At 50.2% G+C, this 23,588-nt stretch carries 22 protein-coding genes; 15 read left to right on the top strand and 7 right to left on the bottom strand.

Annotated elements, in window-relative coordinates:
* Positions 1-10: 10 nt before the first annotated feature.
* A complete protein-coding gene (locus A7975_RS06155) occupies positions 11-1,306 on the top strand; it encodes an ATP-binding protein (RefSeq protein ID WP_065384496.1) in 1,296 nt (431 codons plus the stop codon).
* Positions 1,307-1,376: 70 nt separating this feature from the next.
* On the opposite strand, the gene A7975_RS06150 is transcribed toward A7975_RS06155, so the two are convergent.
* The 3 genes from A7975_RS06150 to A7975_RS06140 form a co-directional block, all read right to left on the bottom strand.
* Entirely contained in the window at positions 1,377-3,284 is a 1,908-nt protein-coding gene (locus A7975_RS06150) for a glycosyl hydrolase family 18 protein (protein WP_255314186.1), read from the bottom strand.
* Between the two features lie 206 nt (positions 3,285-3,490).
* Positions 3,491-3,769: a YxcD family protein gene (locus A7975_RS06145; RefSeq protein WP_176707671.1), complete on the bottom strand. Its 279-nt coding sequence runs from the start codon at positions 3,767-3,769 to the stop codon at positions 3,491-3,493.
* Between the two features lie 2 nt (positions 3,770-3,771).
* Positions 3,772-4,188 (bottom strand): hypothetical protein, encoded by a 417-nt coding sequence (locus A7975_RS06140; RefSeq protein ID WP_053376267.1) that lies wholly within the window; start codon positions 4,186-4,188, stop codon positions 3,772-3,774.
* Between the two features lie 192 nt (positions 4,189-4,380).
* On the opposite strand from A7975_RS06140, the gene A7975_RS06135 reads away from it, so the two are divergent.
* Positions 4,381-4,920: a DUF309 domain-containing protein gene (locus A7975_RS06135; RefSeq protein ID WP_053376266.1), complete on the top strand. Its 540-nt coding sequence runs from the start codon at positions 4,381-4,383 to the stop codon at positions 4,918-4,920.
* A 23-nt stretch (positions 4,921-4,943) separates the two neighbouring features.
* Here the strand turns inward: A7975_RS06135 and A7975_RS06130 are convergent, their stop codons facing one another.
* Positions 4,944-5,510, bottom strand: coding sequence for a beta-class carbonic anhydrase (locus A7975_RS06130; RefSeq protein ID WP_053376265.1), 567 nt, complete (start codon positions 5,508-5,510; stop codon positions 4,944-4,946).
* Positions 5,507-5,839 (bottom strand): iron-sulfur cluster biosynthesis family protein, encoded by a 333-nt coding sequence (locus tag A7975_RS06125; protein WP_053376264.1) that lies wholly within the window; start codon positions 5,837-5,839, stop codon positions 5,507-5,509. The genes A7975_RS06130 and A7975_RS06125 overlap by 4 nt, the downstream gene beginning before the upstream one ends.
* A gap of 139 nt (positions 5,840-5,978) precedes the next feature.
* Here A7975_RS06125 and A7975_RS06120 point away from each other — a divergent pair, with 139 nt between their 5' ends.
* From A7975_RS06120 to A7975_RS06095, 6 genes are all read left to right on the top strand, one after another.
* Positions 5,979-7,493 carry a carboxypeptidase M32 gene (locus A7975_RS06120; protein WP_053376263.1) on the top strand — a complete coding sequence of 505 codons (1,515 nt, stop codon included), beginning with the start codon at positions 5,979-5,981 and terminating at the stop codon, positions 7,491-7,493.
* A 166-nt stretch (positions 7,494-7,659) separates the two neighbouring features.
* Positions 7,660-8,670 (top strand): ABC transporter substrate-binding protein, encoded by a 1,011-nt coding sequence (locus A7975_RS06115; protein WP_065384494.1) that lies wholly within the window; start codon positions 7,660-7,662, stop codon positions 8,668-8,670.
* A 28-nt stretch (positions 8,671-8,698) separates the two neighbouring features.
* On the top strand, positions 8,699-9,496 hold the full coding sequence (locus A7975_RS06110) for an ABC transporter ATP-binding protein (protein ID WP_065384493.1): 798 nt from the start codon (positions 8,699-8,701) through the stop codon (positions 9,494-9,496).
* A gap of 82 nt (positions 9,497-9,578) precedes the next feature.
* Positions 9,579-10,376: an ABC transporter permease gene (locus A7975_RS06105; RefSeq protein ID WP_483295907.1), complete on the top strand. Its 798-nt coding sequence runs from the start codon at positions 9,579-9,581 to the stop codon at positions 10,374-10,376.
* A gap of 38 nt (positions 10,377-10,414) precedes the next feature.
* Positions 10,415-11,383, top strand: coding sequence for an aromatic acid exporter family protein (locus A7975_RS06100; RefSeq protein ID WP_065384492.1), 969 nt, complete (start codon positions 10,415-10,417; stop codon positions 11,381-11,383).
* Positions 11,384-11,789: 406 nt separating this feature from the next.
* Complete coding sequence (locus A7975_RS06095; RefSeq protein WP_053376259.1) at positions 11,790-12,353, top strand: outer spore coat protein CotE; 564 nt, start codon at positions 11,790-11,792, stop codon at positions 12,351-12,353.
* Between the two features lie 169 nt (positions 12,354-12,522).
* On the opposite strand, the gene A7975_RS34705 is transcribed toward A7975_RS06095, so the two are convergent.
* Both A7975_RS34705 and A7975_RS34700 read right to left on the bottom strand, forming a co-directional pair.
* A complete protein-coding gene (locus A7975_RS34705) occupies positions 12,523-12,819 on the bottom strand; it encodes a hypothetical protein (protein ID WP_255314220.1) in 297 nt (98 codons plus the stop codon).
* Positions 12,820-12,822: 3 nt separating this feature from the next.
* Complete coding sequence (locus tag A7975_RS34700; protein ID WP_255314219.1) at positions 12,823-13,185, bottom strand: hypothetical protein; 363 nt, start codon at positions 13,183-13,185, stop codon at positions 12,823-12,825.
* On the opposite strand from A7975_RS34700, the gene A7975_RS34695 reads away from it, so the two are divergent.
* The 7 genes from A7975_RS34695 (at position 13,169) to A7975_RS06060 (ending at position 23,586) form a co-directional block, all read left to right on the top strand.
* Positions 13,169-13,909 (top strand): putative amidoligase domain-containing protein, encoded by a 741-nt coding sequence (locus tag A7975_RS34695; RefSeq protein ID WP_255314214.1) that lies wholly within the window; start codon positions 13,169-13,171, stop codon positions 13,907-13,909. The genes A7975_RS34700 and A7975_RS34695 overlap by 17 nt on opposite strands.
* Before the next feature lie 234 nt (positions 13,910-14,143).
* Positions 14,144-16,843 carry a DNA mismatch repair protein MutS gene (mutS, locus tag A7975_RS06085; RefSeq protein WP_065384490.1) on the top strand — a complete coding sequence of 900 codons (2,700 nt, stop codon included), beginning with the start codon at positions 14,144-14,146 and terminating at the stop codon, positions 16,841-16,843.
* 27 nt (positions 16,844-16,870) lie between these two features.
* Positions 16,871-18,916, top strand: coding sequence for a DNA mismatch repair endonuclease MutL (mutL, locus tag A7975_RS06080; RefSeq protein WP_065384489.1), 2,046 nt, complete (start codon positions 16,871-16,873; stop codon positions 18,914-18,916).
* Positions 18,913-19,689, top strand: a complete 777-nt coding sequence (locus A7975_RS06075; protein ID WP_053376255.1) for a class I SAM-dependent methyltransferase — start codon at positions 18,913-18,915, stop codon at positions 19,687-19,689. The genes mutL and A7975_RS06075 overlap by 4 nt, the downstream gene beginning before the upstream one ends.
* A complete protein-coding gene (miaA, locus tag A7975_RS06070; protein WP_483295892.1) occupies positions 19,686-20,699 on the top strand; it encodes a tRNA (adenosine(37)-N6)-dimethylallyltransferase MiaA in 1,014 nt (337 codons plus the stop codon). The genes A7975_RS06075 and miaA overlap by 4 nt, the downstream gene beginning before the upstream one ends.
* 17 nt (positions 20,700-20,716) lie before the next feature.
* Positions 20,717-20,962 carry an RNA chaperone Hfq gene (gene hfq, locus A7975_RS06065; RefSeq protein ID WP_053376254.1) on the top strand — a complete coding sequence of 82 codons (246 nt, stop codon included), beginning with the start codon at positions 20,717-20,719 and terminating at the stop codon, positions 20,960-20,962.
* A gap of 149 nt (positions 20,963-21,111) precedes the next feature.
* On the top strand, positions 21,112-23,586 hold the full coding sequence (locus tag A7975_RS06060) for a penicillin-binding protein 1A (RefSeq protein WP_065384488.1): 2,475 nt from the start codon (positions 21,112-21,114) through the stop codon (positions 23,584-23,586).
* Positions 23,587-23,588: the final 2 nt, after the last annotated feature.

The following is a 23,588-nucleotide window of genomic DNA, read 5'->3' as shown; positions in this document are numbered from 1 at the left end:
ATTAAAAGATATGGTAAACCAACTACTTATCCATCTCATTATCATATTGTTTCCGATCTTTATCCAACAGTTCTTTTTAAATCGTAAAAAGATCATGAACAGCATGCGCTACCAAGTGGTGAGTGGACTGATGTTCGGCACGTCAGCCATACTTTGCATGGCAGCTCCGGTTCACATGGTGGGAGAATTTCAAGGCGATTTAAGAACGATTCCTATCATTATCTCTATTCTTTACAGTGGCGGTAAATATGTTCCTGGCATCCTGGCCATAACGATAGCTGCCTTGTACCGCGTTTATTTAGGCGGCGATGCCGTTGTATTTGCAGGAATCATTGCACTGTTTACAATTTGTCCATGCTTTTTCTTAGTGAAGCCTTTCCTTCATTATAAAGCGTTCAAAAGAATCGTTATTTGCTTGCTGTTAGCGCTTAATTCAGTCATTTTCATTAAAATCTTCTTTTATGTTTACATAGACATGCATCAGGGGTCGCTAACGCATCAGACTCCAAATTTTTTTACGTTGTCATTGTTGGTTTTAGCCTCGCTAATTGGAATGGGCATTTCCGCTTTACTCAAGGAGCATATTATAGAGACCAACATGCTGAAGCTTGAGCTGGAGCGTAGCGAAAAGCTGAAGATCGTCAGCCAAATCGCGGCATCGGTTGCCCATGAAGTTCGCAATCCGTTAACTGTAGTAAAAGGTTTTCTGCAATTGCTCAAAGAGTCCGTCGATGACAAACAAAAGGGTTATATGAATATAGCCTTATCGGAATTGGATCGTGCAGTATATATCATTACCGATTATTTGAATCTGGCTAAGCCGCAGGCAGACCAGCTTGAGTTAATCGAGGTTTCTAGTTTTTTAACGCATACGATTGAGATCATGAACTCGTATAGCTTGATACAAAATGTCCAAATGCACTTGAATTGCAGCCAAACCGATCTCTTTGTGTGGGCGGATAAACCAAAACTCTCGCAAGTCATATTGAATTTGATCAAAAATGGAGTAGAAGCGATCCCGGATACGGGTGAGGTGATAATCAACGCTTATAATCGCAACGAGGAAATTTTCATTGAAATCATGGATACGGGAACAGGGATGAGCAAGGAAGATTTGGACAATATCGGCTCGGCCTTTTTCACGACAAAGGAGACGGGGACAGGGCTTGGGATATTGGTAACGATTCGAATTGTCGAAGCCTTGAACGGTAAGATTACATTCGAGAGCAAGCCAGGAGAGGGAACAAAGATTACGATACGTTTCCCGGCGGCAGTACCCGAGCAGAAAGTCATGTTTTCTATGTAACGGTATATCTACTAAGCAAAAAATAACAAATGCCCTCATTCTCTTAATCAGAGAATGGGGGCATTCGTATTTACTTCATTCGCAGCATCATTGTCCATAGATCCGAGCTCTCATATCCGAGCCGCCAAGCGGCAACGCCAGCGAGATCATATGCTTTGGCAAGATTGATGCGAGCTTTGACCGTAGCCTCGGTTTCCGCCCAAAATAAATAGGTGTAGCCATCTTTCATGTATTTATATTTCATTTGTCCGGATTCCTTATCCAATACGCCTTGCGCATTCGTATCGGCGATTAGCTTGGGCACTTCCTTCATGAAAATCGCACGATTCCCAACCAGCTTGTTATTGCTGTCGAGCTTCCACTCCCGAACATAAAAAGGAATGCCAAGCATGAGCTTGTTCCTTGGTATACCATAACCTAGAAATTGTTTTACGCCTTCTTCAACCCAAGCTAGACCTGCGACGGAGCCCGGCGTATCGCTGCCGCTCCAGTGCTCGTCATAAGCCATAATGACAATGGTATCCACCACAGCGGAGAGAGCGGCATGATCGTATGCGGCGTTATGATTCCAGCTTAAGCTGCCTCTAGGCAGATCGACGGACAGCTGCATGCCACTCGCGTGCACCGCTTTCGCCAGCGCGGTAACGAAGGCAGTGTAAGCCTTTCGATCGCTGCCCGCTACTTCTTCGAAGTCGAGATTCACGCCAGCAGCTCCAAGCTTAGAGAGCTTAGCGGTGAGATTGCCAATAAACTTTTGCTGGGCGGCATGGTTAGAAAGAAATGCTGTCGTAAGTTTTTTGTTGAACTGGTTATGAACGAGCGGCATCACCTTAATGCCTTGTTTCTTAAACGTATCTGCAACGGCTTGATCGGATGTATCCGTGAAAGTGCCGTCAGCAGCTGAGAGTTCAAACCAGGTTGGAGAATCAATCGATAATCCCTGCGTATTCGCCACATGACTTAATACTGTGGCGCTTGTCGCGCTGCCATTCCATCCCATATAAACGAGGCTTTTGGCGTTGCTCCACATTTTTCGGCCTTCGCTCGTTCTTACGCTGCTATTGGCATAAGCTTTCGCGAAAGCAACAGCACTGCTTCGTGTATTAAATGTTCTTAGTTTCTTCTCGCCTTGGTAGACGGCTAAGTAGGGAATACCTGACCAATAAACGTTGCCATTAAAATAAACCTCAGCATTTGGCGTTTTCTTAGCCATTTGCACGGCCGAGTCCAAGCTGTTAGCGGCGCTGACAGTTGCCCCATTTTGCATGACTAAATAGTTAGGCAGGTTCGAATGAACCACTTTGCTTGTTGCGGTATTAAGCACTTCGCTTCCAGCTACGGCTGAGGAAGCATTGATCGCATCCAGAAGGAAAGAGTAGAGCGGCTGTCCTTCAACCGGAATGCCATTGACCGTAATTTGATAGGCTGAATTTGCTGCGCGCTGCGCTTTGACCTGAGCTTCAGTTAGGTTGCCCCATACCCATTTGTTCGTTGACAGCTCCATAACATGCGCGTTGCCCCATTTTTTAGCTTCTTGCTTTGCGGCTGCAAGCGTGAGAAAGGACCAGCTTTCCTTCGTATTGTCACCTTGGTAGAGCTTGTACTTTGCATACGATTGATAGGCCCAACCAATGTTTTCAAGATCGCGAATATGTACATTGGTTAGCTTTGTAGCTACGTGCAATGCCTGCTCATAAGTTCTAAACTCCCACTTGGGGTTCGTCTGACCATTTTGGTAAATCTTATAACGAGGGAAGTTATCCCAAACCCAGCCTCGGTCTGCAATTTTCTCTACATGGCTGTAACCGAATTTTTTGGCAAAAGCGATAGCCTGTGCCTCAGTAGCAAACTCACGCAGTGCTTGGTCATTTTGAAAGACCCGGAACTTTGTCATTTGTGTTGCTGCTGCGTCTACGATGCCGACAGTGCCGGTCATTATCGTTTGGCAAAGCAACAGCAGCAGTAAAGCTGTGCTCATCTTTCTTCTCATATGCTGTCTTCACACTCTCCTCTCGCAATCGTTTAGTTAGACGCGAGAAAGGAGGGGAGGTTGCTCGAAAGCTATCGATATTGCACTAGCAATAATTAGCAGATGAAAGAGATGATCTGAAATGAACAAAAAAACATCCGATAGCTGTCGTTTTTATCTTTGCGATAAAAGCAAGCTTCGGATGTTTCCTGTTTTTATTCGGTAATGTCCGCCCAAAATTCTTCGTCCGCGTCGAGCGAAATGTTGGAGCGGAAAACGCGCAGATTGTATTGCTTATAAATATATTGCTCGATAGCCTCGAGGATATTAGCCTCTATAATGAACTGGCTGCGGCCTTTCACCCAAACCTCAGCCGTGTATCCGTACTCCTCTTCCCATGAGAGCTGCACTTCCACGTCCGTTGGGCTTACGCCTCTTCGATCGGCCATGTTCAGGCAGATGGCGTTTATAATTTCATCCGTATAGATACGCACGATTAGTAAGGTCTCCGTTGATCTGGCGGGTTACGCTTGCTGCGAAGATATACGAACGCTACGCGAATGAGCATAATGATCGCGAAAATAGCGAGCAAGTTTATCATAAGCCCTAGAATATTGCCGAAAGCGCCCATGCCAGCGAACAAGCTGCCGAACATTAGACCAGCTAGGCCACCGATCATCAAGCCTTTCATTAGGCCGCCGCCGCTAAAAAATCCCGGCTTTGTCGTGCCTGCAGTTGCGCCTGCTTTTTTGCCCGGATTCGTTTGGCTAACGTTATCCGATTTCTTCGGGTTTTGTGTTACGCTTTGCTTTGGAGATTTAATGCCGCCGCGTGGTTTTGCATCGGCATACTGTCCGAACCCTAACGTAAAGAATAGAGCTAATGCCAGCATGACCATGAATCCCTTTTTCATCTGTCTTTTCTCCTCCTGATATGCTTAATACATCGATTGTTTACCAAACTTTAATACGGCTCATAGAGGCATAGGTTTCATTTATTTATATAGGATTGGTTTAAATGTATGAAAGTATAAGCGACATATGCTAATATTTTTATAATATAATGACAAAGCGTGCATAGAAATATGCTTGTCTTGGAGGATGAAATGAATAAATTTCCCAATGCGTATATTTCATATTTGGTTGAGCTGCACGCTACGCGAGATTTCTTCGAATGCCACGAGCTGCTTGAGGAATATTGGAAGGAGCATCCTGATGATCCGTTAGCGGACACATGGGTTGGACTAATCCAGCTGGCAGTTGGTCTTTATCATGAACGAAGAGGCAATCTGCGAGGGTCCTTGAAGATGCTGACGCAGGCGGGGCGGAAGCTATCGGCATCGCCGCTGGAGGAGCTGGGTATCGATAAGGATCGTTTGTTATTAGAGCTGAATCCGAGAATCGCTGCTCTTCAATCGGAGAAAGAAACGATTTATACGGATCTGAACCTGCAAATCGTTAACGAAGAGGTTATCTCTTTATGTCATGAAGCTTGCAAAAGCCGAGGTTTAATATGGGGGGCTTCAAGCCCGCTTGATGATGAATCGATTATTCACCGGCATACCAGGAGAGACCGTTCCGATGTTATCGCGGCAAGAATGGAAGCCTATACAGCAAAAAAACGGGAGCGCAACGGACTGTCTTAACAGCCGTCATGCTCCCGTTTCTATTACGCCTCTGGATAAGCGGCGTCTACCAGCTCTAATGCCCCTGTTTCCGAATCAATGATTAATCCATGAACAAGGATGTTTGCCGGCAGCAAGGGATGGTTGCGAATGATGCTAACGCTGTTTAGAACGCTGTCACGCACGTTATCAAAGCCGGTCAACCAGCGCATTAAATTGAGCCCGGAGTGTTTCAGCGTCGTAATGGTGTCCGTTGATACGCCGCGTTCCTCCATATGCTGAATAATCAGCTCGGGATTTATGCCCGTCATGCCGCAATTGGTATGGCCAATGACAAAAACCTCATCTGATTGCAGCTCATATAGCGCAACGAGGACGCTCCGCATAATGTTGCCGAAGGGCTGCGTGACAATCGCGCCGGCGTTTTTAATAATTTTGGCATCGCCGTTTTTGAGATTCATCGCTTTGGGCAGCATTTCAGTCAAACGCGTGTCCATGCAGGTGACAATGACCATTCGTTTGTTCGGGTACTTGCTTGTTGCATATTTTTCATATTCACGGTCTTCAACAAAAAACTTGTTGTAGGTTAAAATTTCGTCGATCTTGTTCATGCCGCACTTCCTTTGGTTATGAATCGAAGGTGAAGCGTATATATTTGGCTATCGCTCTTTAGGCTAAAACTGTCGTTGGATGGATTGTAATCGACGCGAAGCTGCGGCTCATAATAGATCTCATGTCGAGGCTCATAATAGAAGGGGAATGGTTCACCTTGTGCAAGCTTGTCGTCGACAGAAGGCTCGCTAATTAACTGAAGGGCAGGAACACCGCTGACGACGCAGCCGCAGCCTTCGGTATCGTGGAGGAGCTTCAGCAAGCTTTTGCCGTCTTGTAAATAGGGAGATAACCGTTCAATAGCTGCTTTCGAAAATTGGATATGCATATGGTTTCCTCTCTTTCTCTCTATTGCGCTGTATGTCTAGCAGGTTTAAGATGATTATAAGGATTGGAATAATGAAGATCAAGTGAAGTTCAAATGAATGGGACTAATCCGATAACAAAATGGAAAGGCGGAATAAATAATGTCGACAAAACATAACGAAGCTCTGCAAAGCTTTAAGGAAACGGTTCGCAAAATTTCAAGCTACGGAGAAGCGCTTGGGGTTCTCTATTGGGATCTGCGCACTGGCGCACCTCGCAAAGGGATGGATAACCGTTCCGAGGTTATCGGAGCCTTGTCCGCCGACCAATTCAAGCTTTCAACGTCGCCTGAGCTAGGAGAATGGCTGTCAACGCTTGAGGAAAGCTCAGTTTATTCGGAGCTTAACGAAATCGATCAGCGACTCGTCACGGAGACTCGCAAGGAATATGACCGCAGCGTCAAAATTCCTCCCAAGCTTTATCAAGAATATGTCGTGCTATCCTCGCAATCCGAGTCGAAGTGGGAGGAAGCGAAGGAAAATAATGATTACGCCGGCTTCCAGCCGTATTTGGAGAAGGTTATTTCGTACACGAACCAATTTATCGATCTTTGGGGTCCAAAAGCGACCCGTTATGATACGTTGCTCGATCAATATGAGCCTGGGATGACGGTAGCCGAGCTTGACCGCGTATTCGGAGGCTTGCGTGCCCAGCTTGTTCCGCTCGCAGCAGCGATTGCGAATTCGCCGCATCAGCCGGATGCTTCATTCCTTAAGCAAAATTATGACAAAGCAGCACAAAAGGATTTCAGCTTGTACATACTGAAACAAATGGGCTATAACTTTGAAGCGGGACGTCTTGACGAAAGCGTGCATCCATTTGCTACCGGTCTAAATCCAGGCGATGTCCGCATTACGACACGTTATTTGGAAGACGATGTCACGAGTGCTTTGTTTGGCACGATACACGAGGGCGGCCATGCGCTGTACGAGCAAAACATTATGGAAGAGCTGATCGGTACAACGCTCTGCACAGGAACGTCCATGGGTATTCATGAATCGCAGTCTCGCTTCTGGGAAAATGTGATCGGCCGCAGCAGACCGTTCTGGAATCGTTATTTCGGCGAGATGCAGAAGCGTTTCCCTGGACAGCTCGACGTTAGCGTAGACCATTTCTACCGCGGGAACAACGTCGTACAGCCTTCCCTAATCCGGATTGAAGCCGATGAGCTGACTTACAACCTGCATATTATTATCCGCTACGAAATGGAGAAGCTGATCTTCAATGAAGGCGTGAAGGCTGCTGATCTGCCAGCCATCTGGAATGAAAAGTATAAAGAATATTTGGGCATAACGCCGCCAAACGATGCGGAAGGCGTGCTGCAGGACGTTCACTGGTCAGGCGGAGCGTTCGGTTACTTCCCTTCCTATTCCCTTGGCAATATGTACGCAGCTCAAATTGCAGATACGATGGAGCGTGAGCTTCAAGGCTTCTGGTCAAATGTCGAAAGCGGCGAGCTGCATCCTATTAAAGAGTGGCTGACCGAGCGGATATACAAATACGGCAAGCTTAGAACACCTTCCGAGCTCATTCAAAGCGTGACAGGCAAGCCGCTTGACCCTCAGCACTTGGTTACGTATTTGACGAACAAATATACGGATATTTATAAGCTGTAAGCTGTTAATGAACCAAAGAAAATTATTGCGTATCAATTGGAGGCTGTCCGATCGTCTAAATGGCGACACGGACAGCCTTCTTTTTTTGCGTACATTCACCGCCTATGCGGATACCGCATAGGCTGGATTACATCTACTTAACGCAAATGCGCAGGAGGGACCCAAAATGAAAAGACGTATGGTATTGTCGCTGCTGCTTTCGTTAGCACTCGTCATGACTGCTGTACTGGCAGGCTGCGGCAAAGGAGATTCGGATAAAGTGAAAGTCCGAATCGGCGAAGTCACTCGATCATTGTTTTATGCACCGGAGTATGTTGCGGTTGCGAAGGGCTTTTTTGAAGAGGAAGGCCTTGATGTGGAATTAACAACGACGCCGGGCGGCGACAAAACGATGACGGCATTGCTCTCAAACGCGATTGATGTTGCCCTGGTCGGTTCTGAAACGTCCATTTACGTCTATCAGCAAGGAACGGACGATCCAATCATCAACTTTGCGCAGCTGACGCAAACCGACGGAACATTCCTTGTAGCAAGAAAGGCGGATGCCAATTTTGATTGGAATTCGTTAAAAGGAAGTGTGTTCTTAGGTCAAAGAAAAGGCGGTATGCCGCAAATGGCTGGCGAATTTGCGCTGAAGAAGCTGGGGATCGATCCGAAAGCGGATTTGGAGCTGATTCAAAACGTTGATTTTGCGAACATTCCAGCAGCTTTTGCATCCGGAACCGGAGATTACGTACAGCTCTTTGAGCCAACGGCTTCGATTTTTGAGAAGGAAGGCAAAGGCCATGTTGTCGCCTCATTTGGCGCAGAAAGCGGACATCTGCCTTATACCGTCTTTATGGCGAAGCAGAGCTATATCAACAAAAACAAAAAAGTCGTTCAATCATTTACAAATGCGATCCATAAAGCGCAGCTATGGGTTCAAAACAACGACGCTGCGGCAATTACCGATGTTGTCCTTCCTTATTTTGAAAACGTAGATCGCGATATTTTGATCAGCTCGATCGATCGTTACAAGCAGCAAGGCTCATTCGCAACGGATCCGATCATTGACGAAGCGGAATGGAATAACCTGCTGGACGTCATTACGACAGCCGGAGAGCTGGAGAAGCGTACGGAGCATAGCGAGCTGGTGAATACTACCTTTGCTGAAAAAGCGATCGAAGCGGTGAAATAACCGCAGGGCAGGAAATGGAGGCTTAGGCATGACGCATGTACCAGTGCTTGAGCTGCAGCAATTATCACATGTTTATGTGAATGAAAAGGGGGCCTCGCTCGCAGTCGAGCACATCGAGCTGACGGTTGAGCGAGGGGAGTTCATTAGTCTGGTCGGGCCAAGCGGCTGCGGCAAGACGACGGTGCTCAGCCTGCTCGCAGGGTTGTTTCCTCCGACAAAAGGTCAAGTGCTGCTTAATGGCGAGCGGGTTGTCGGCCCCTCGCCTAAAGTAGGCTATATGCTGCAGCAAGATTATTTGTTTCCTTGGCGTTCGATTAGAGAAAACGCCGCCGTAGGACTAGAAATTAGCGGCCACAAGACAGAGAAGGCGCTGCAAGCCGTCGATAAGCTGCTGGATGAACTTGGTTTGCCGGATTCGGGCCGCAGATATCCGCATGAATTGTCAGGGGGCATGCGGCAAAGAGTCGCGCTAGCCAGAACGCTTGCCACGGAGCCGGAGGTGCTTCTGCTCGATGAGCCGTTCTCGGCGCTAGACCTTCATATAAAGCTTCAGCTTGAAGACTTGGTTCATCAGACGCTGAAGCGGCTTGGCAAAACAGCTGTACTCGTGACGCATGATTTGGCGGAAGCGGCTGCGATGAGCGACCGGGTTATCGTGCTTGGCCGCAACCCTGGCCATATTCGCCGGGAGGTTGAAATACCCGAGGATATTCGCCTGGCTGCGCCAATGGCGGCTCGCAAGCTGCCGGGTTTTCAAGAGCTGTTCGACCGTTTATGGGCAGAGCTTGATAAGGAAGACTTGGAAGTAGGTGGGCAGAGTGGATGATCACAAAGGGACGGGACGGATGAAGACGGATAAGCAGGATGAGGCTGCTATATCGGGTATTCAGGACGATCGTCGCGATTGGATGAGCGACCTTCATACCCGTTTTAAATCGCAGAAGCGGCGTGTAACGGCTGCTGTAATCGCTGCTCAGGCCGTTCTTCTCCTCTTGTTCGTTAGCCTATGGGAAGCAGCCGGACGCAATAATTGGATCGATCCGCTGCTGTTCAGCTATCCGTCCAAAATGTTTTTGCAGCTTTGGAAGACGATGGTGGACGGCTCGATTTGGCCGCATGTCGGGATGACCGTCACCGAAACGATCGTCGGGTTTGTGCTGGGCACGCTTCTAGGCACTGCGATAGCGGCGGCACTTTGGTGGTTCCCGTTTTTGTCTCGCGTGTTTGATCCTTATTTAGTCGTGCTTAACAGCATGCCGAAGGTGGCGCTTGGCCCGATCTTTATCGTAGGGCTAGGACCGGGCTTTATGTCGATCGTGGCAATTACGTTGTCGGTTACCGTTATTATCACGACATTAAATATATACAATCGTTTTCGGGAAATCGATACGGGCTACATCAAGGTTGTCAGGCTGTTCGGAGCCTCCCGATTGCAGCTGTTCAAGCTTGTCATTTTGCCAGGATCGTTCCCCGTCATCATATCTACTTTAAAGGTAAATGTCGGTCTGGCATGGATCGGCGTCATCGTTGGCGAGTTTCTCGTTGCGAAGCTGGGTCTTGGCTATTTGATTATTTATGGGTTTCAGGTTTTCAACTTTACGCTGGTATTGTCCAGCTTGATCGTTATCGCGGTAGTTGCAACGGTTATGTACCAGCTGGTTGCCGCCCTTGAGCGGCGGTTGACGGAAGGCTGGCGCGAGCGGTAGGATGTAGAAATAAATCTTATCGTACGCGAGGTTATTTCATGGGCATTCGTATTATCAAAACGGCGTTAGCCGCCATCGCAGCCATCTATACTGCCGTATATTTTGGGCTTGAGCCGCCGCTCGGCGCCGGGATTCTTGCTATTCTCGGCGTTGAAGTGACGCGGATGAAAGGGCTGAAGAGCGCATTTGTGCGATTTATCGCCTCGGTGCTCGGACTTTTTTTTGCATCGCTTATTTTCACCTTGTTCGGCTTTCACATTTGGGCGGTTGCCGTCTTTATTCTCATCACCTTTCCAGTATTGTCGCGTTTTCAATTGAAGGACGGCATCGTTACAAGCTCCGTTATCGTCTTCCATCTATTCAACCGCGGCGAGGTGACGACGGGGATTATCGGCAACGAGATTATGCTGCTATTCGCCGGCCTTGGCTGGGCAACGATCGTGAACATCATATACATGCCGAAGGATGAGCATCGCCTTAACGATTACCGTTCAGCGATCGAGCATAACTTCGGCGTTATTTTTCAAGAAATGGCGTTCACGCTGCGCAATCCGGCACATGTATGGAATGGCGGCGAAATATTGGAAGCCTACTCAGCTATTGAAGACGGCGCGCACCAATCCGTCCGCAATCGGGAAAATCGGCTATGGGGCCAAGAGGAATATTGGTCGACCTATTTCGAGATGCGCAGGCAGCAGCTTGAATCGGTGCAGCAAATGCTCGTTGAGCTCGCATTCGTCTATCAGAAATTCCCGCAGGCGGTCATGATTGCGGATTTGCTGGATCAGCTCTCGAGCGACGTGAAATCAGATGTGTACAAAGGCAATGTGGAGGACCGGCACGATAGGCTGGCGCAATCATTCCAAGCGATGGAGCTGCCGAAAACACGCGATGAGTTCGAGGTACGCGCTTCGCTTCTCATGCTGCTGCGCGAGCTGGAGCGGTATTTAGCCATTGCAAAGCGATTAAAAAAAAGAAAAGTCATGTCGTCCGAACTTCTGCCATAGAATGTAAAGGGAAAAATTCGTTGCGAAGGCAAGCGTATACGGCTGTGGCGGCAAGGGAGACGCAGCTATCGTATCACGTAGGAATACAAGCGTATTTATAGGAATAAACCTATAATATCTCGTATTCAGAACGTATACGGCTGACGTCTACTAAGACGGCGCAGCATACGTATAGCTGAGAAATATAAGCATCGGTATAAGGGTGAGACTTATGTATTCTTATATTTTGAGCGTAACGGCTATATGAAGGCCTTGGGCGGTCTAGTATACGCTACGCAAAGATCTATATGGATCGCTATAAGTATGAAACTTATATAATCTTATATTTCGAGAAAATAAACAGTCACCCTAGACGAATGTCCTGCATACACTTTAAATGAATGATTGTATGGAGGAGGTTAAATCAATGACTATTGCAGATAAGCAGCTCCAGTACAGAGAAATAATTACGAAAGCTGTCTGCGGCAAAGGTCGTAAGTTTTCCACTGTAACCCATACCGTAACGCCGCCTCATCATCCGACCAGTATTCTGGGAGCATGGATAATCAACCATCAGTATGAAGCGGTTCGTTCGGGCGACGGCATTGAGGTAATTGGTACTTACGATATCAACATTTGGTATTCGTACAGCAAAAACTCGCAGACAGACGTAGCTAAGGAATCCGTGCATTACGTCGAGCATGTCAACCTCTCCTATGTAGATCCGAAACATCGGCCTTCTACAGTGGAAGTGTCAGCCGACGTCATTCAGGAGCCGAACTGTATCGAAGCGAATATTTCTTCGAACGGCTCTGGCGTCGTGATTCGGGTAGAGCGTGAGTTTTCGGTGGAGCTGGTTGCCGAGACTAAGGTTTGCGTGGCAGTACTTCCAGGCGGTTGCGGCGACCTGGACGGCAAGGATTTGGAGTTCAGCCTCGGCGATAACGATTATGAGGATTTGGATCCAGATTTGCTGGACGACGAGCTGTAAGCAAGCCGGGAAGCTTTACTGTCTAAGGTATCATATGCTGCGGGAGCGGCAAATTCGAGGGCGAAAGCCCTCTTTTTTTTTGAAATCTTTAACGGCATGTATCACATTCGTGCAAAAAATGATTAAAGGCGGGAAGCAGGATGGCTTCGACGTGGATATGGCGAGGCAGCTACGATCGGCTGGAGAGCGTTGCACATAGCCCAAATGACCCGGATATTGCGGGAGAGCGCAGCGGAAAGCCGCTCCGTTCCCAGCCGTGGACAGAGGTGGCGGCTGGCGATGCGGTAATCGCATGGTCGGATGCCCGAACGATTGACTGCAGCCGGTTTCCGGGCGTTTGGGTGCTGAACGCAAGCGGCCACATCGCTGCTAAGCAGTCGGATGCAGAGAAGCTGCACATTTGGCGCCGTGCGGGGCTTTGCGGCGGACCGCCCATTGAGAGCGAGCGTTTGTTACGCGTTGGCATCGTTCATTTGGAGCCGGTGGAAATGCAGCGCATCGATGCCATGGGGAAAATCATGCCGAGCAAGCCGCTGCTGGCAGGGGATACAGGCGGCTGGCCAGAGGACCCGGCGCTGCGGCGGGTTGTTCGTACAGCGATATCTGCGCTGTACACGCTCGGCCTCGATATCGGTGAGGCCGAGGTCGCGCTTGGCGGGGACGGGCGCACAGCCGTCCGCGCTGCTTGGCCGAAGCTGAGGGATACGAGGCTGGAGGCGGCATCGCTGCGGCGATTCGCCGCTTGGCATGCGGCGGCGGGAGCTGGGGCTGCTGATCGGGAGCTGCTTATTGGCGCCGATCCGGAGTTTGTACTCGTGACGCCGGCTGGCAAGGTTGCGGCGGCGTCGCGGTTTTTTGGCGCTGGCGTCGGCGGGGCAGCCGGTGCCGACGCCGTGCTTGTCGGGCGACGGCTGCTGTATCCCGTCGCCGAGCTGCGGCCCGAGCCGGCGGATAGCCCGGCCGCGCTCGCCGCGAACGTGCGGCGGCTATTGCAGCGCGCCGCCGACCGGATCAGCGAGCCCGCGCTGCGCTGGGCCGCAGGAGCCATGCCCGTGCCGGGGCTTGCGCTCGGCGGGCATATCCACCTCAGCGGAGCGCCGCTGACGAGCCGCTTGCTCCGCCTGCTCGACAGCTACGCGGCATTCCCGCTCGCTCTCGTAGAGGACCCCGCAGGGCGGGCCCGCCGTCCCCGGTACGGAACGCTCGGGGACTTCCGCCAGCAGCCGCATGGCGGGTTCGAATACCGGACGCTGCCGAGCTGGCTCGTCTCGCCGGCAGCGGCCAAAGCCTCCTTCGCGTTAGCGCTGCTATGCGCCCGCGAAGCATTAAAGCTTTCTTACATACCGGCTCTCGAGGAGCGGTATGTCGAAGCCTATTACGCCGGCGATCGCTCCGAGCTCGCCGGCTGCCTGGACGGCCTTGCCGCATCCATCTCCGCCACTTCCAGCTACCGCGAGCTTGCTCCCTATATCGAGCCGCTCTTAGAAGCGGCAAGGCGCGGCACGACTTGGGATGAAAGCTCGGACATCCGCGTGAAGTGGCGGCTGCCGCTATAGTTAACCCCGTTAATTTTTTCGTATTTGTTTGTTTAACCACGAACATCAGACCTTTTGTTCCGATTCAAACTGTTTTCCGTTATGGCGCACATCTGTTCCGCTTGTTATAATGAATATCTAATGTTTACTGCGTGGGATAGGGCAGCACAATCGGCTTGCGTATGTAATTAATGATATTAACTATAACAGAACGAACGAAGCGCCATGATAGATACGTTATTGAGGAGGATCGGAATGGCTGGATATACTCCAATGATTTTGCAATATCTTGCAATTAAAGAAGAAGCGAAGGATGCTTTCTTATTTTTTCGATTAGGCGATTTTTATGAAATGTTTTTTGAGGACGCAATAGCAGCATCCCGCGAGCTGGAGATTACGTTAACGGGCCGAGAGGGCGGCGGAGAGCAAAAGATCCCGATGTGCGGCGTGCCTTACCACTCCGCCGAAAACTATATTAGCAGACTCGTTGAAAAAGGCTACAAAGTAGCGATCTGCGAGCAGGTAGAAGACCCGGCGGCAGCGAAAGGCGTTGTGCGCCGGGAGATTGTGCGAATAATTACGCCGGGTACGGTCATGGAATCGAAAGCGCTGGAAGGCAAAACAAACAATTTTATCGCTGCCATCGTCCGGGTTGGCGGCATATTAGGGCTGTCCGCTTGCGATCTATCGACGGGCGAGCTTTATGTAACCTCTTTCCCAGAGCATATGGAAGCGCTGATCGATGAAATCAACGTCTATCAGCCCTCCGAGCTCGTTGGAGACAGCGAGCTGCTGAGCCATGTCCAAGCGGCAGCGGTCTGGAATAAGCAGCTGCTGCTTACTCCTCGCGAGCCGATGGCTGCGGACAAGCTGACCGAGCAGTTCGGCGAGCGTGAGCTTGGCAAAGTAACAGGAGCCAGGCTGCAGGCTGTTAGCGTCCTGACGGGTTACCTGGAGGAAACCCAGAAGCGCTCGCTCGGCCATGTGCGTACAATAACGAGCTATGAGCCCAATCAGTTTATGATTTTGGATCATTACACTAGAAGAAACCTAGAGCTAACCGAAACCGTGCGCGACCGCAACAAAAAAGGCTCCCTGCTTTGGCTGCTTGATCGCACGCAGACGTCGATGGGCGCGCGCTTGCTGCGCCGCTGGATTGACAAGCCGCTGCTAAGCAGCGCTGCCGTGGAAGCCCGCTTGGATGCGGTTGAGACGCTATACCTTGATTTGATCTTGAGAGACGACATTCGCAGCGAGCTTCAGCCGATCTACGACCTGGAGAGGCTCGTAGGCAGGGTAGCCTTCGGCAGCGCGAACGGACGCGATTTGAATGCGCTGCGCAGCTCGCTGCGCCGTATTCCGCAGCTTACAGCGTTATGTGAGCAATCCGGATCAAAGGTGCTCCAAGCGCTTGTTGACGGGACGGATAACTGTTCTGATTTGGCTGATCTCATTGAGACGGTACTTGTCGATGAGCCGCCTGTTACGATTCGAGAGGGCGGATTGATCCGCGCGGGCTATGACGCTTATTTGGACCAATTGCGCGAAGCGAGCACGAACGGCAAGAAATGGCTGGCAGAGCTAGAGCGCCAAGAGCGCGAGGCAACCGGCATCAAAACGTTGAAAATCGGCTACAACCGCATATTCGGCTATTATTTAGAGGTTTCCAAAGCGAATCTATCGAGCCTGCCGGAAGGCAGATACGAGCGCAAGCAGACGCTTGCCAATGCAGAGCGCTTCGTCACGCCCGAGCTGAAAGAGAAAGAGCGTCTTATTCTTGAAGCGGAGGACAAAATGGTCGATTTGGAGCATGAGCGCTTCATTGAATTAAGAGACCATTTATCGCATCATCTGCATAGGCTCCAAAAAGCTGCCGCGATCATTGCCGAGCTTGATGTTTATCAATCATTGGCAACGGTGAGCGCGGAGCGCAGGTTTACTCGTCCGAAGGTGACGGAGAGCTATGATTTGCACATCGAGGACGGCAAGCATCCGGTCGTTGAAGCGATGATGGATGGAACGCCATTTATTTCAAACGGAACGGAGCTTCATAAGGACAAGCAGTGGATGCTGCTTATTACGGGTCCGAATATGGCCGGCAAAAGCACTTACATGCGCCAAGTGGCGCTCATTTGCATCATGGCCCAAATAGGCTGCTTCGTTCCTGCGAGGTCTGCTGTTATTCCGCTAATCGATCGCATTTTCACCCGAATCGGCGCTGCAGATGATCTTATTGGCGGTCAGAGTACGTTTATGGTGGAGATGAAGGACATTCAGCTGATGACCGAGAAGGCAACCTCGAACAGTCTTGTCATTATTGACGAGCTGGGCCGCGGCACCTCAACGGGCGAAGGCATGGCCATTGCTCAGGCAGTTATCGAGTACGTGCATCATCATATCGGCTGCAAAGCACTCGTATCCACGCATTTCCATGAGCTGGCTCATTTAGAAGAATCTTTGCCTTCGCTCACGAATGCACGTATGGCAGTCGAGGAAAGCGGCGATAATGTAACGTTTCTGCGTAAGCTTATTCCGGGTGCGGCCAGTACAAGCTACGGCATTTATTGTGCACAGCTGGCTGGCTTGCCGCAGTCGATTATCGGCAGAGCATATGAGCTGCTAGATGAAACGGTTGAATTGGATTTGCAAAAGGCGGCACCGATCGGAAGAGCAAATACTCCGCTCGCTGAATCTGCGTATTCGTATGAGGAGATTCCTGCCAAACAACCGGATGGGAAGAAGCAAGCCGAGCTGGCGCTTGAGTCCCGCGGAATCGTTCAGCTCTCTATCTTTGACGAGCCGGCGGCTGCCAAGGAAGCAGAGCCTGCCAAGCGGAAAGCAAGCCCGAAGGCAGAGCTGCTGGCCGATCAGTTGCGCAAGCTTGACTTGTTTAATTTAACGCCTATGCAGGCGATGCAGTGGCTAAATGATATGAAGAGTAAATTGAACGACTAGCCATGCGAGAGGGGGAGAGGTAACGCCATGGGAAAAATCAAAGTGCTGGACGAGCAGCTTGCCAACCAAATCGCGGCGGGTGAAGTAGTCGAGAGACCGGCTTCGGTCGTCAAGGAGCTGGTCGAGAATGCGGTTGATGCTGGAAGCACGACAGTAGATATTATGATCGAAGAAGGCGGCCTATCGCTAATTAAGGTCATCGACAACGGCTACGGCATCGAGGCGTCCGATATCGTTACGGCTTTTCAGCGGCATGCGACGAGTAAAATTTCGACGAGCAGCGATCTCTTTCGCATTGCTAGCTTAGGCTTTAGAGGCGAGGCGCTGCCGAGTATTGCCGCCGTATCGCGGCTGCAATGCATCTCATCGGAGACGTCCACCGGTCTTGCGCGCCGCATCGCGATTGAAGGCGGCAAGGTGACGATTGATGAGCCTGCAAATGCGCCGCAAGGAACGGAAATGACCGTGCGCGATTTATTTTACAACACGCCTGCGCGGCTTAAATATATGAAAGCGATCCAAACGGAGCTTGGCCATATTTCCGATTATATTAACCGGATTGCGCTAGCTCATCCTGGCATCGCCTTTACGTTTAAACATAACGGAAACGTGCTACTGCGAACGCTTGGAACAGGCGATAGGCTGCAAGTCATTGCCGCCGTTTATGGTTCAAATACGGCGAAGGTCATGCTTCCCATTGAAGCGGAGACTTCCGATTACGAGCTGCGCGGCTACATCTCGAAGCCTGAGCTGACACGCGCCAATCGCAATGGCATAACCGCGATCGTAAACGGACGTTATATACGAAGCCACACCATTAACCAATCGTTGCTGCAAGCCTATCATACGCTGCTGCCGATCAACCGTTTTCCGCTGGCTATATTGGAGCTGGGCATGCATCCCAGCTTGCTTGATGTCAACGTTCACCCATCCAAGATGGAGGTCAGATTCAGCAAGGAGCCGGAGCTACGCACGCTGATTGAGGATGCCATTAAAGCGGTGCTCGGTCGCCAGCGCCATATTCCGGGACCTGAATCGAGCAGCAAGCAGGAGCGTTCCAAACCTTTGTTCGTGCAAGATGCGATCTCGTTCCACCGTCCTGAGCCGGCTGCGGATTCCTTTAAGCCGTTTCAGCCTGCCCAATCATCGAGTAAGCCAAATGCAGCATCGTATAAGCCGCCGGTCATTGAACGTGAATACGTCCCTCGCAATGCGGCTGAGAAGCTGTATGCGCCGCCTTCACCGAACATGGAGGCATTAGCTGTTCGGGAGGCGTCAGCGCCATGGGCTGAAGCAGCGGCATCCACAGTCGCCGAGCAAACGATGGCAGAGCCTGCTCAGATTGATTTGCAACAAGAGCAGTTGGAAGCGGAACGTCTAGAAGGCGACGCATCGGCAAACGAAGTCAGCTTGCCTGACATGCCTCCGGCTGAAGCGCCGGTTGCGCAGCTGCCTTCCGATGACGATGCTCCCGGCGGCGAGCCGTCATTCCCCGAGCTGTACTGGATCGGGCAGCATCACGGCACCTATATCGTTGCCCAGTCGCAGGATGGGCTGTATTTGATTGACCAGCATGCGGCTCACGAACGAATTAATTATGAATATTATTTCCATAAATTTGGCCACCCCGAAGCGGCAAGCCAGCAGCTGCTCGTTCCGCTTACGCTTGAGTTTACGACGGGCGAGGCTGCACAGCTGAGGGACCTTATTCCTATGTTTGCGCAAGCGGGAGTAGAGCTCGAGCCCTTTGGCTCGCAGACGTTTCTCGTACGCTCTTACCCGGAATGGATGCCGCAGGGCGAGGAGCAGTCCTTGCTTGAGGAGATGGCGGAGCTGCTTATTGCCGAGCGGAAGTCCATTGATATCGGCAAGCTGCGCGAGAAAGCCGCCATTATGTGCGCCTGCAAAGCATCCATCAAGGCAAATGACCGGATGAATCGCGAGGAAGGCGAGACATTGCTGGCAAGGCTTGCGAATTGCAAGCAGCCGTATACATGCCCGCATGGGCGTCCTATCATCGTGCATCTTTCGACCTATCAGCTGGAGAAAATGTTCAAGCGGGTGATGTCTTGATTGTCACTACAACGGCTAAGCCTTCTTCCCGTGCGCTCGAACAGGCAAGCAGGCTGTCGGCAGAGCTTGCTTCTCCGCTCAAAGCGCGCGGCAATCTGACGGTGAATAAGCTTTTGACGCTAAGCCATGACAGGCGTTTGATCGTTGTGACCGAGGAAGAGGTTCGCTACTATGACGGTCAATCGGAGACGCCGCTTTATTTTCATCCCAGCATGGCCTATGTACGGGTAAAGCGGCTGCGGCGCGGCGAGACGGATCCTCTCATTCAGCTCTCTGGCTGCGAGGAGGGGGATCATGTCATCGATTGCACAGCAGGGCTTGCATCGGATTCGCTTGTCTTCTCATATGCCGCTGGACCTAGCGGTTCTGTCACCGCAATCGAAAGCGAGCCTGTGCTTTGCGCGCTCGTACGAGAGGGACTGGCTGGCTACGAGACCAGTCTTCCCGATGTGAATGAGGCAATGCGACGCATTGCGATGAAATGCGTGAATCATATAGAATATTTGTCAGGATTGCCTGACAACAGCGTGGACATCGTTTATTTTGATCCGATGTTTAGACAGCCGATTAACGAATCCAGCTCGATGGAGCCGCTTCGCGCCGTCGCCAATATGGATGCCTTATCAAGTGATGCAATTGAGCAGGCAAAGCGGGTTGCCCGCAAAAGCGTAGTGCTAAAGGAGCATCAAGCAAGTGAAGAGTTTGCAAGGCTCGGCTTCGAGCGTCGGCATGTCAATACTTCGAAAATCGCATATGGAGTGATACAGCTTTGAGTGAACAACTAAACATCGCGCAGCAGGCTGCGGAAGAAAGGCCGGTTCGCAAGCAGCCGCTGCTTGTGCTCATCGGACCAACTGCAGTCGGCAAGACGCGGATGAGCCTTGACATTGCCAAAGCTTGGAATGCCGAAATTATTTCCGGTGATTCCATGCAGGTATACCGCGGAATGGATATTGGGACGGCCAAAATCGCGCTCGATGAGCGTGAAGGCATTCCGCATCACTTGATTGACATTTGCGAACCGGATCAAGCGTATTCCGCTGCCGATTTTCAGGCAGGCGCTACAGCTGCGATCGAACAAATTGCTGGTCGCGGCAAACTGCCTTTTATCGTCGGGGGCACTGGGCTTTACGTAGAATCGGTTTGTTATCAATTTCAGTTTGCTGATATTGGCTCCGATGAAGCTTTCCGGCTTGAGCAGGAGCGCTTCGCCGCTGAATTTGGTCATGAAGCGCTGCATGCGAAGCTGGCAGCCATTGATCCTCCGGCTGGAGAGCGGCTGCATCCCAACGACCTGAGACGGGTTATTCGCGCGCTTGAGGTCTACCATATGACAGGCCAGACTTTTTCGGAGCAGCAAGCAGGCCAAACGAAGGAGTCTCCTTATGAGCTTTGCATCATCGGTTTGACTATGGACCGTGCGGAGTTGTATCGTAGAATAGAGCAGCGGATAGATTTGATGATGGAACAAGGACTGGTAGATGAGGTGAGGCAGTTACTTGAACGAGATTTGCCGCCAGCCGCGGTCGCAATGCAGGGTCTTGGCTATAAGGAAATCGCAGATTATTTACGTGGAAATTGCTCGCTGGAAGCAGCTGTAGAGAGGCTCAAAAGAGATACGCGCAGATTTGCCAAACGCCAGCTTTCTTGGTTCCGCCATATGAATGACATTCATTGGATCGATATGGGGGAAAATTTTCACAACAATTTGCAAGTCGTTCATGGTATAATAGCAGGAAAGTTTCAAGTTAATCTTGAATATACTTCTAATCAATCTTTTTAAGACGGGGGTAACGTCCAATGAACAAATCGATCAATATTCAAGATACGTTTCTGAATCAGCTTCGCAAAGACAACATACCGGTTACGGTTTTTTTAATGAATGGCTTTCAAATTCGGGGCGTTATTAAAGCGTTCGATAATTTCACGATCATCATCGACAGCGAAGGTCGTCAACAAATGGTATATAAACACGCTATTTCGACGTTTACCCCGCAGCGGAACGTTTCTCTTATGCAGCAGGATCATAGCGGTTCCGAATCATAGGCAAGAGCAATAGTGAAACTTTCTAACAACGTGTATCGTTTAACTAGATAGCGGCATGCAAGAGCAACCCGCTCCAAGCTGGGTTGCTCTTGTCGTTTTGTGGCAAAAATAGATAGAAGAACTTTGGAACAACAGGAGGGGAGTCGGCAATGGCTGAACGACCACGCAGCAAGACTGCACCGAAACAGAAGAAGAAAAAAAGGATATCGGGAAAAAAATGGTTTTATGGTTTATTCTTTACTGCAGTAATCGCAATCATTTGCGGCATTATCGGTTACTTGCTTATTGTGTTAAACGGTGAGCGGGTGTTGACTGAAAATGCCAATAAGCTGGTGTTCGGCGAAGCATCCATTATCTACGATGCGAAAGGCGAAGAGATTGCCAGACTGTCTGATCCGAATGAAAACCGTGAGATAGCAGAGTTTTCTGAAATGCCTAAGCAGCTTCTTAATGCGATTGTCGCAACGGAAGACCAACGCTTCTATGAGCATTCGGGCATCGACTTTTTTGCTATCGGGCGAGCAGTGGTGAAGGACGTTATTGCACGCAGCGCAGTAGAGGGCGCGAGTACGATTACGCAGCAGCTAGCCAAAAACGTGTTTTTGACGGCGGACAAAACGTTTTTCCGTAAAGCGACTGAAGCCTCTATTGCAGTGGCGCTAGAGCATAAGATGTCCAAAGAAGAAATCTTAGGCATGTATTTAAACCGGATCTTCTTCGGCAAAAGGGTACACGGCGTGAAGGAAGCGGCAAGATATTATTTTGACACTGACCTCGACAAGCTCGAGCTGTGGCAGATCGCAACGCTTGCGGCTATGCCGAAGGCGCCTAACCGTTACAATCCAATCATGCATCCGGAGGATTCCATGAACCGGAGAGCGGTCGTACTCAAGCTTATGTACGATCAAGGCTATATAACGGCGGCCGAGATGGAGGAAGCTAAAGCGGTTGTATACGAGGTTCCGAAAAACTTTGATGAGAGAAACACGGACAAGTATCCAGCCTTTATCGATTACGTTGTTGAGGAAGCGGTAGAGAAAACTAAAATGTCCGAGGAAGAGCTTCGGATCGGAGGCTACCGTATCTATACTACGCTTAACCAGCAAGCGCAAAACGCGATGGATACGCAGTTCGACAACGATGAAAACTTTGAAAAGAGCAAGGATGAGCAGCAGGTTGAAGGCGCGATGATTATTATTGATCACCGTGACGGCACGATCCAGGCGCTGACAGGCGGCAGGGATTACGTCAAGAAGGGGCTCAACCGCGTTGAAGTTCCGCGTCAGCCAGGTTCTGCTTTTAAACCGATCATTTCATATGGACCAGCGCTTGAAACAGGCGAGTACTACCCATGGACCGTGCTTGCCAATGACAAAAAATGTTACGGAAGCTATTGTCCCACGGATAGATGGGGAGCGACTCCGGTCACGATGCAGCAAGCGATTAAGGATTCGCGAAATCTGGCATCTGTCTGGATGTTGAACCAAGTAGGCCTTAAAAGCGGTTTTGCATTTGCAAGCAAGCTTGGCTTTGCATTGGAGAAAGATGATCGCAATTTGACGGCCGCGCTTGGTGGTTTGACGAAGGGTGCCACGCCAATGCAAATGGCTACCGCATACAGTGTTTTTGCAAATGGCGGGAAGTCTGTTGATACGCATGCGATCACGAAGATCGAAGGCAAAAAATTCAATCCTTACGTCTATAAAGCCCCAGTATCGAAGCAGCTTATGTCTGCCGATACAGCCTATTATCTGACGGAGATGATGCAAACGGTCGTTCAGAAGGGCGGTACGGGTACACGTGCGGCAATCGACCGTCCGCTAGCGGGTAAAACAGGTACAACGCAGCACGGTATTCCAGGTTACACAGGCTCGGGTATTCGTGATGCTTGGTTTGTCGGATACACGCCGGAGTGGACAGCATCGGTATGGATGGGATACGATAAGACAAATAAGGAACACATCCTAAAGACTGGCAGCAGTCAAGCCGCATCCATGTTCTCTAAGGTTATGAAGTCCGCAATGAAGGATGTACCGAAGTCGAACTTTGTTAAACCGCAAGGCATTAAAGAAAATAAGCCGCCGGCAGCTATTACGAATTTTAATGCGGCATATATTCCAGAACAGACAAGAGTTCAGTTGTCATGGGACGCTTATAAGGATGGAGAAGTCACTTATCAAGTGTTCCGCAAGGAAGCGTCGGAGAGTGAATTTATTCATTTTGTAGATACGCCTTCAACTAGCGTTGACGATATGAGTGCGTTCCCGGGCATGACCTATGAATATTATGTCGTTGCTTATGATGCCAAGAACGATCAGGAAAGCCCGCCATCCCAGAAAGTTAAAGTTGTCATTCCAGAGACGGAAATAATTCCTGACATTCCGATGGAACCGGATCCGAACAATCCCGATGGTGGTGAAATAACCCCTCCAATCGATGGGGGAGAAGGTGAAGTTACGCCTCCTCCTAGCGATGGAACGGAGCAGCCAGGGGAAACGGAAAATCCTGGAACGATTAATCCAAGTCCAACACCGACTCCTGGAAATGGCGATGGTAACGGCAACAGCACCAATGCTTTAGGAAACTCTGAAACCGGCGGCAATACGCAAGGAACGGGTGGTTAGTA

Origin of the sequence: Bacillus sp. FJAT-26390 (genome assembly GCF_001682865.1) — a bacterium.
Lineage (GTDB): Bacteria > Bacillota > Bacilli > Paenibacillales > Paenibacillaceae > Pristimantibacillus.
This window is presented reverse-complemented; position numbering and strand designations above follow the sequence as displayed.

What these genes read in the sequence shown, in the direction of transcription:
- A7975_RS06155 (WP_065384496.1), top strand. Translation starts at nt 11, where the DNA reads ATGGTAAACCAACTACTTATCCATCTCATTATCATATTGTTTCCGATC.
- A7975_RS06150 (WP_255314186.1), bottom strand. Translation starts at nt 3,284, where the DNA reads ATGAGCACAGCTTTACTGCTGCTGTTGCTTTGCCAAACGATAATGACC.
- A7975_RS06140 (WP_053376267.1), bottom strand. Translation starts at nt 4,188, where the DNA reads ATGAAAAAGGGATTCATGGTCATGCTGGCATTAGCTCTATTCTTTACG.
- A7975_RS06135 (WP_053376266.1), top strand. Translation starts at nt 4,381, where the DNA reads ATGAATAAATTTCCCAATGCGTATATTTCATATTTGGTTGAGCTGCAC.
- A7975_RS06130 (WP_053376265.1), bottom strand. Translation starts at nt 5,510, where the DNA reads ATGAACAAGATCGACGAAATTTTAACCTACAACAAGTTTTTTGTTGAA.
- A7975_RS06125 (WP_053376264.1), bottom strand. Translation starts at nt 5,839, where the DNA reads ATGCATATCCAATTTTCGAAAGCAGCTATTGAACGGTTATCTCCCTAT.
- A7975_RS06120 (WP_053376263.1), top strand. Translation starts at nt 5,979, where the DNA reads ATGTCGACAAAACATAACGAAGCTCTGCAAAGCTTTAAGGAAACGGTT.
- A7975_RS06115 (WP_065384494.1), top strand. Translation starts at nt 7,660, where the DNA reads ATGAAAAGACGTATGGTATTGTCGCTGCTGCTTTCGTTAGCACTCGTC.
- A7975_RS06110 (WP_065384493.1), top strand. Translation starts at nt 8,699, where the DNA reads ATGACGCATGTACCAGTGCTTGAGCTGCAGCAATTATCACATGTTTAT.
- A7975_RS06105 (WP_483295907.1), top strand. Translation starts at nt 9,579, where the DNA reads ATGAGCGACCTTCATACCCGTTTTAAATCGCAGAAGCGGCGTGTAACG.
- A7975_RS06100 (WP_065384492.1), top strand. Translation starts at nt 10,415, where the DNA reads ATGGGCATTCGTATTATCAAAACGGCGTTAGCCGCCATCGCAGCCATC.
- A7975_RS06095 (WP_053376259.1), top strand. Translation starts at nt 11,790, where the DNA reads ATGACTATTGCAGATAAGCAGCTCCAGTACAGAGAAATAATTACGAAA.
- A7975_RS34705 (WP_255314220.1), bottom strand. Translation starts at nt 12,819, where the DNA reads ATGCCAACGCGTAACAAACGCTCGCTCTCAATGGGCGGTCCGCCGCAA.
- mutS (WP_065384490.1), top strand. Translation starts at nt 14,144, where the DNA reads ATGGCTGGATATACTCCAATGATTTTGCAATATCTTGCAATTAAAGAA.
- mutL (WP_065384489.1), top strand. Translation starts at nt 16,871, where the DNA reads ATGGGAAAAATCAAAGTGCTGGACGAGCAGCTTGCCAACCAAATCGCG.
- hfq (WP_053376254.1), top strand. Translation starts at nt 20,717, where the DNA reads ATGAACAAATCGATCAATATTCAAGATACGTTTCTGAATCAGCTTCGC.
- A7975_RS06060 (WP_065384488.1), top strand. Translation starts at nt 21,112, where the DNA reads ATGGCTGAACGACCACGCAGCAAGACTGCACCGAAACAGAAGAAGAAA.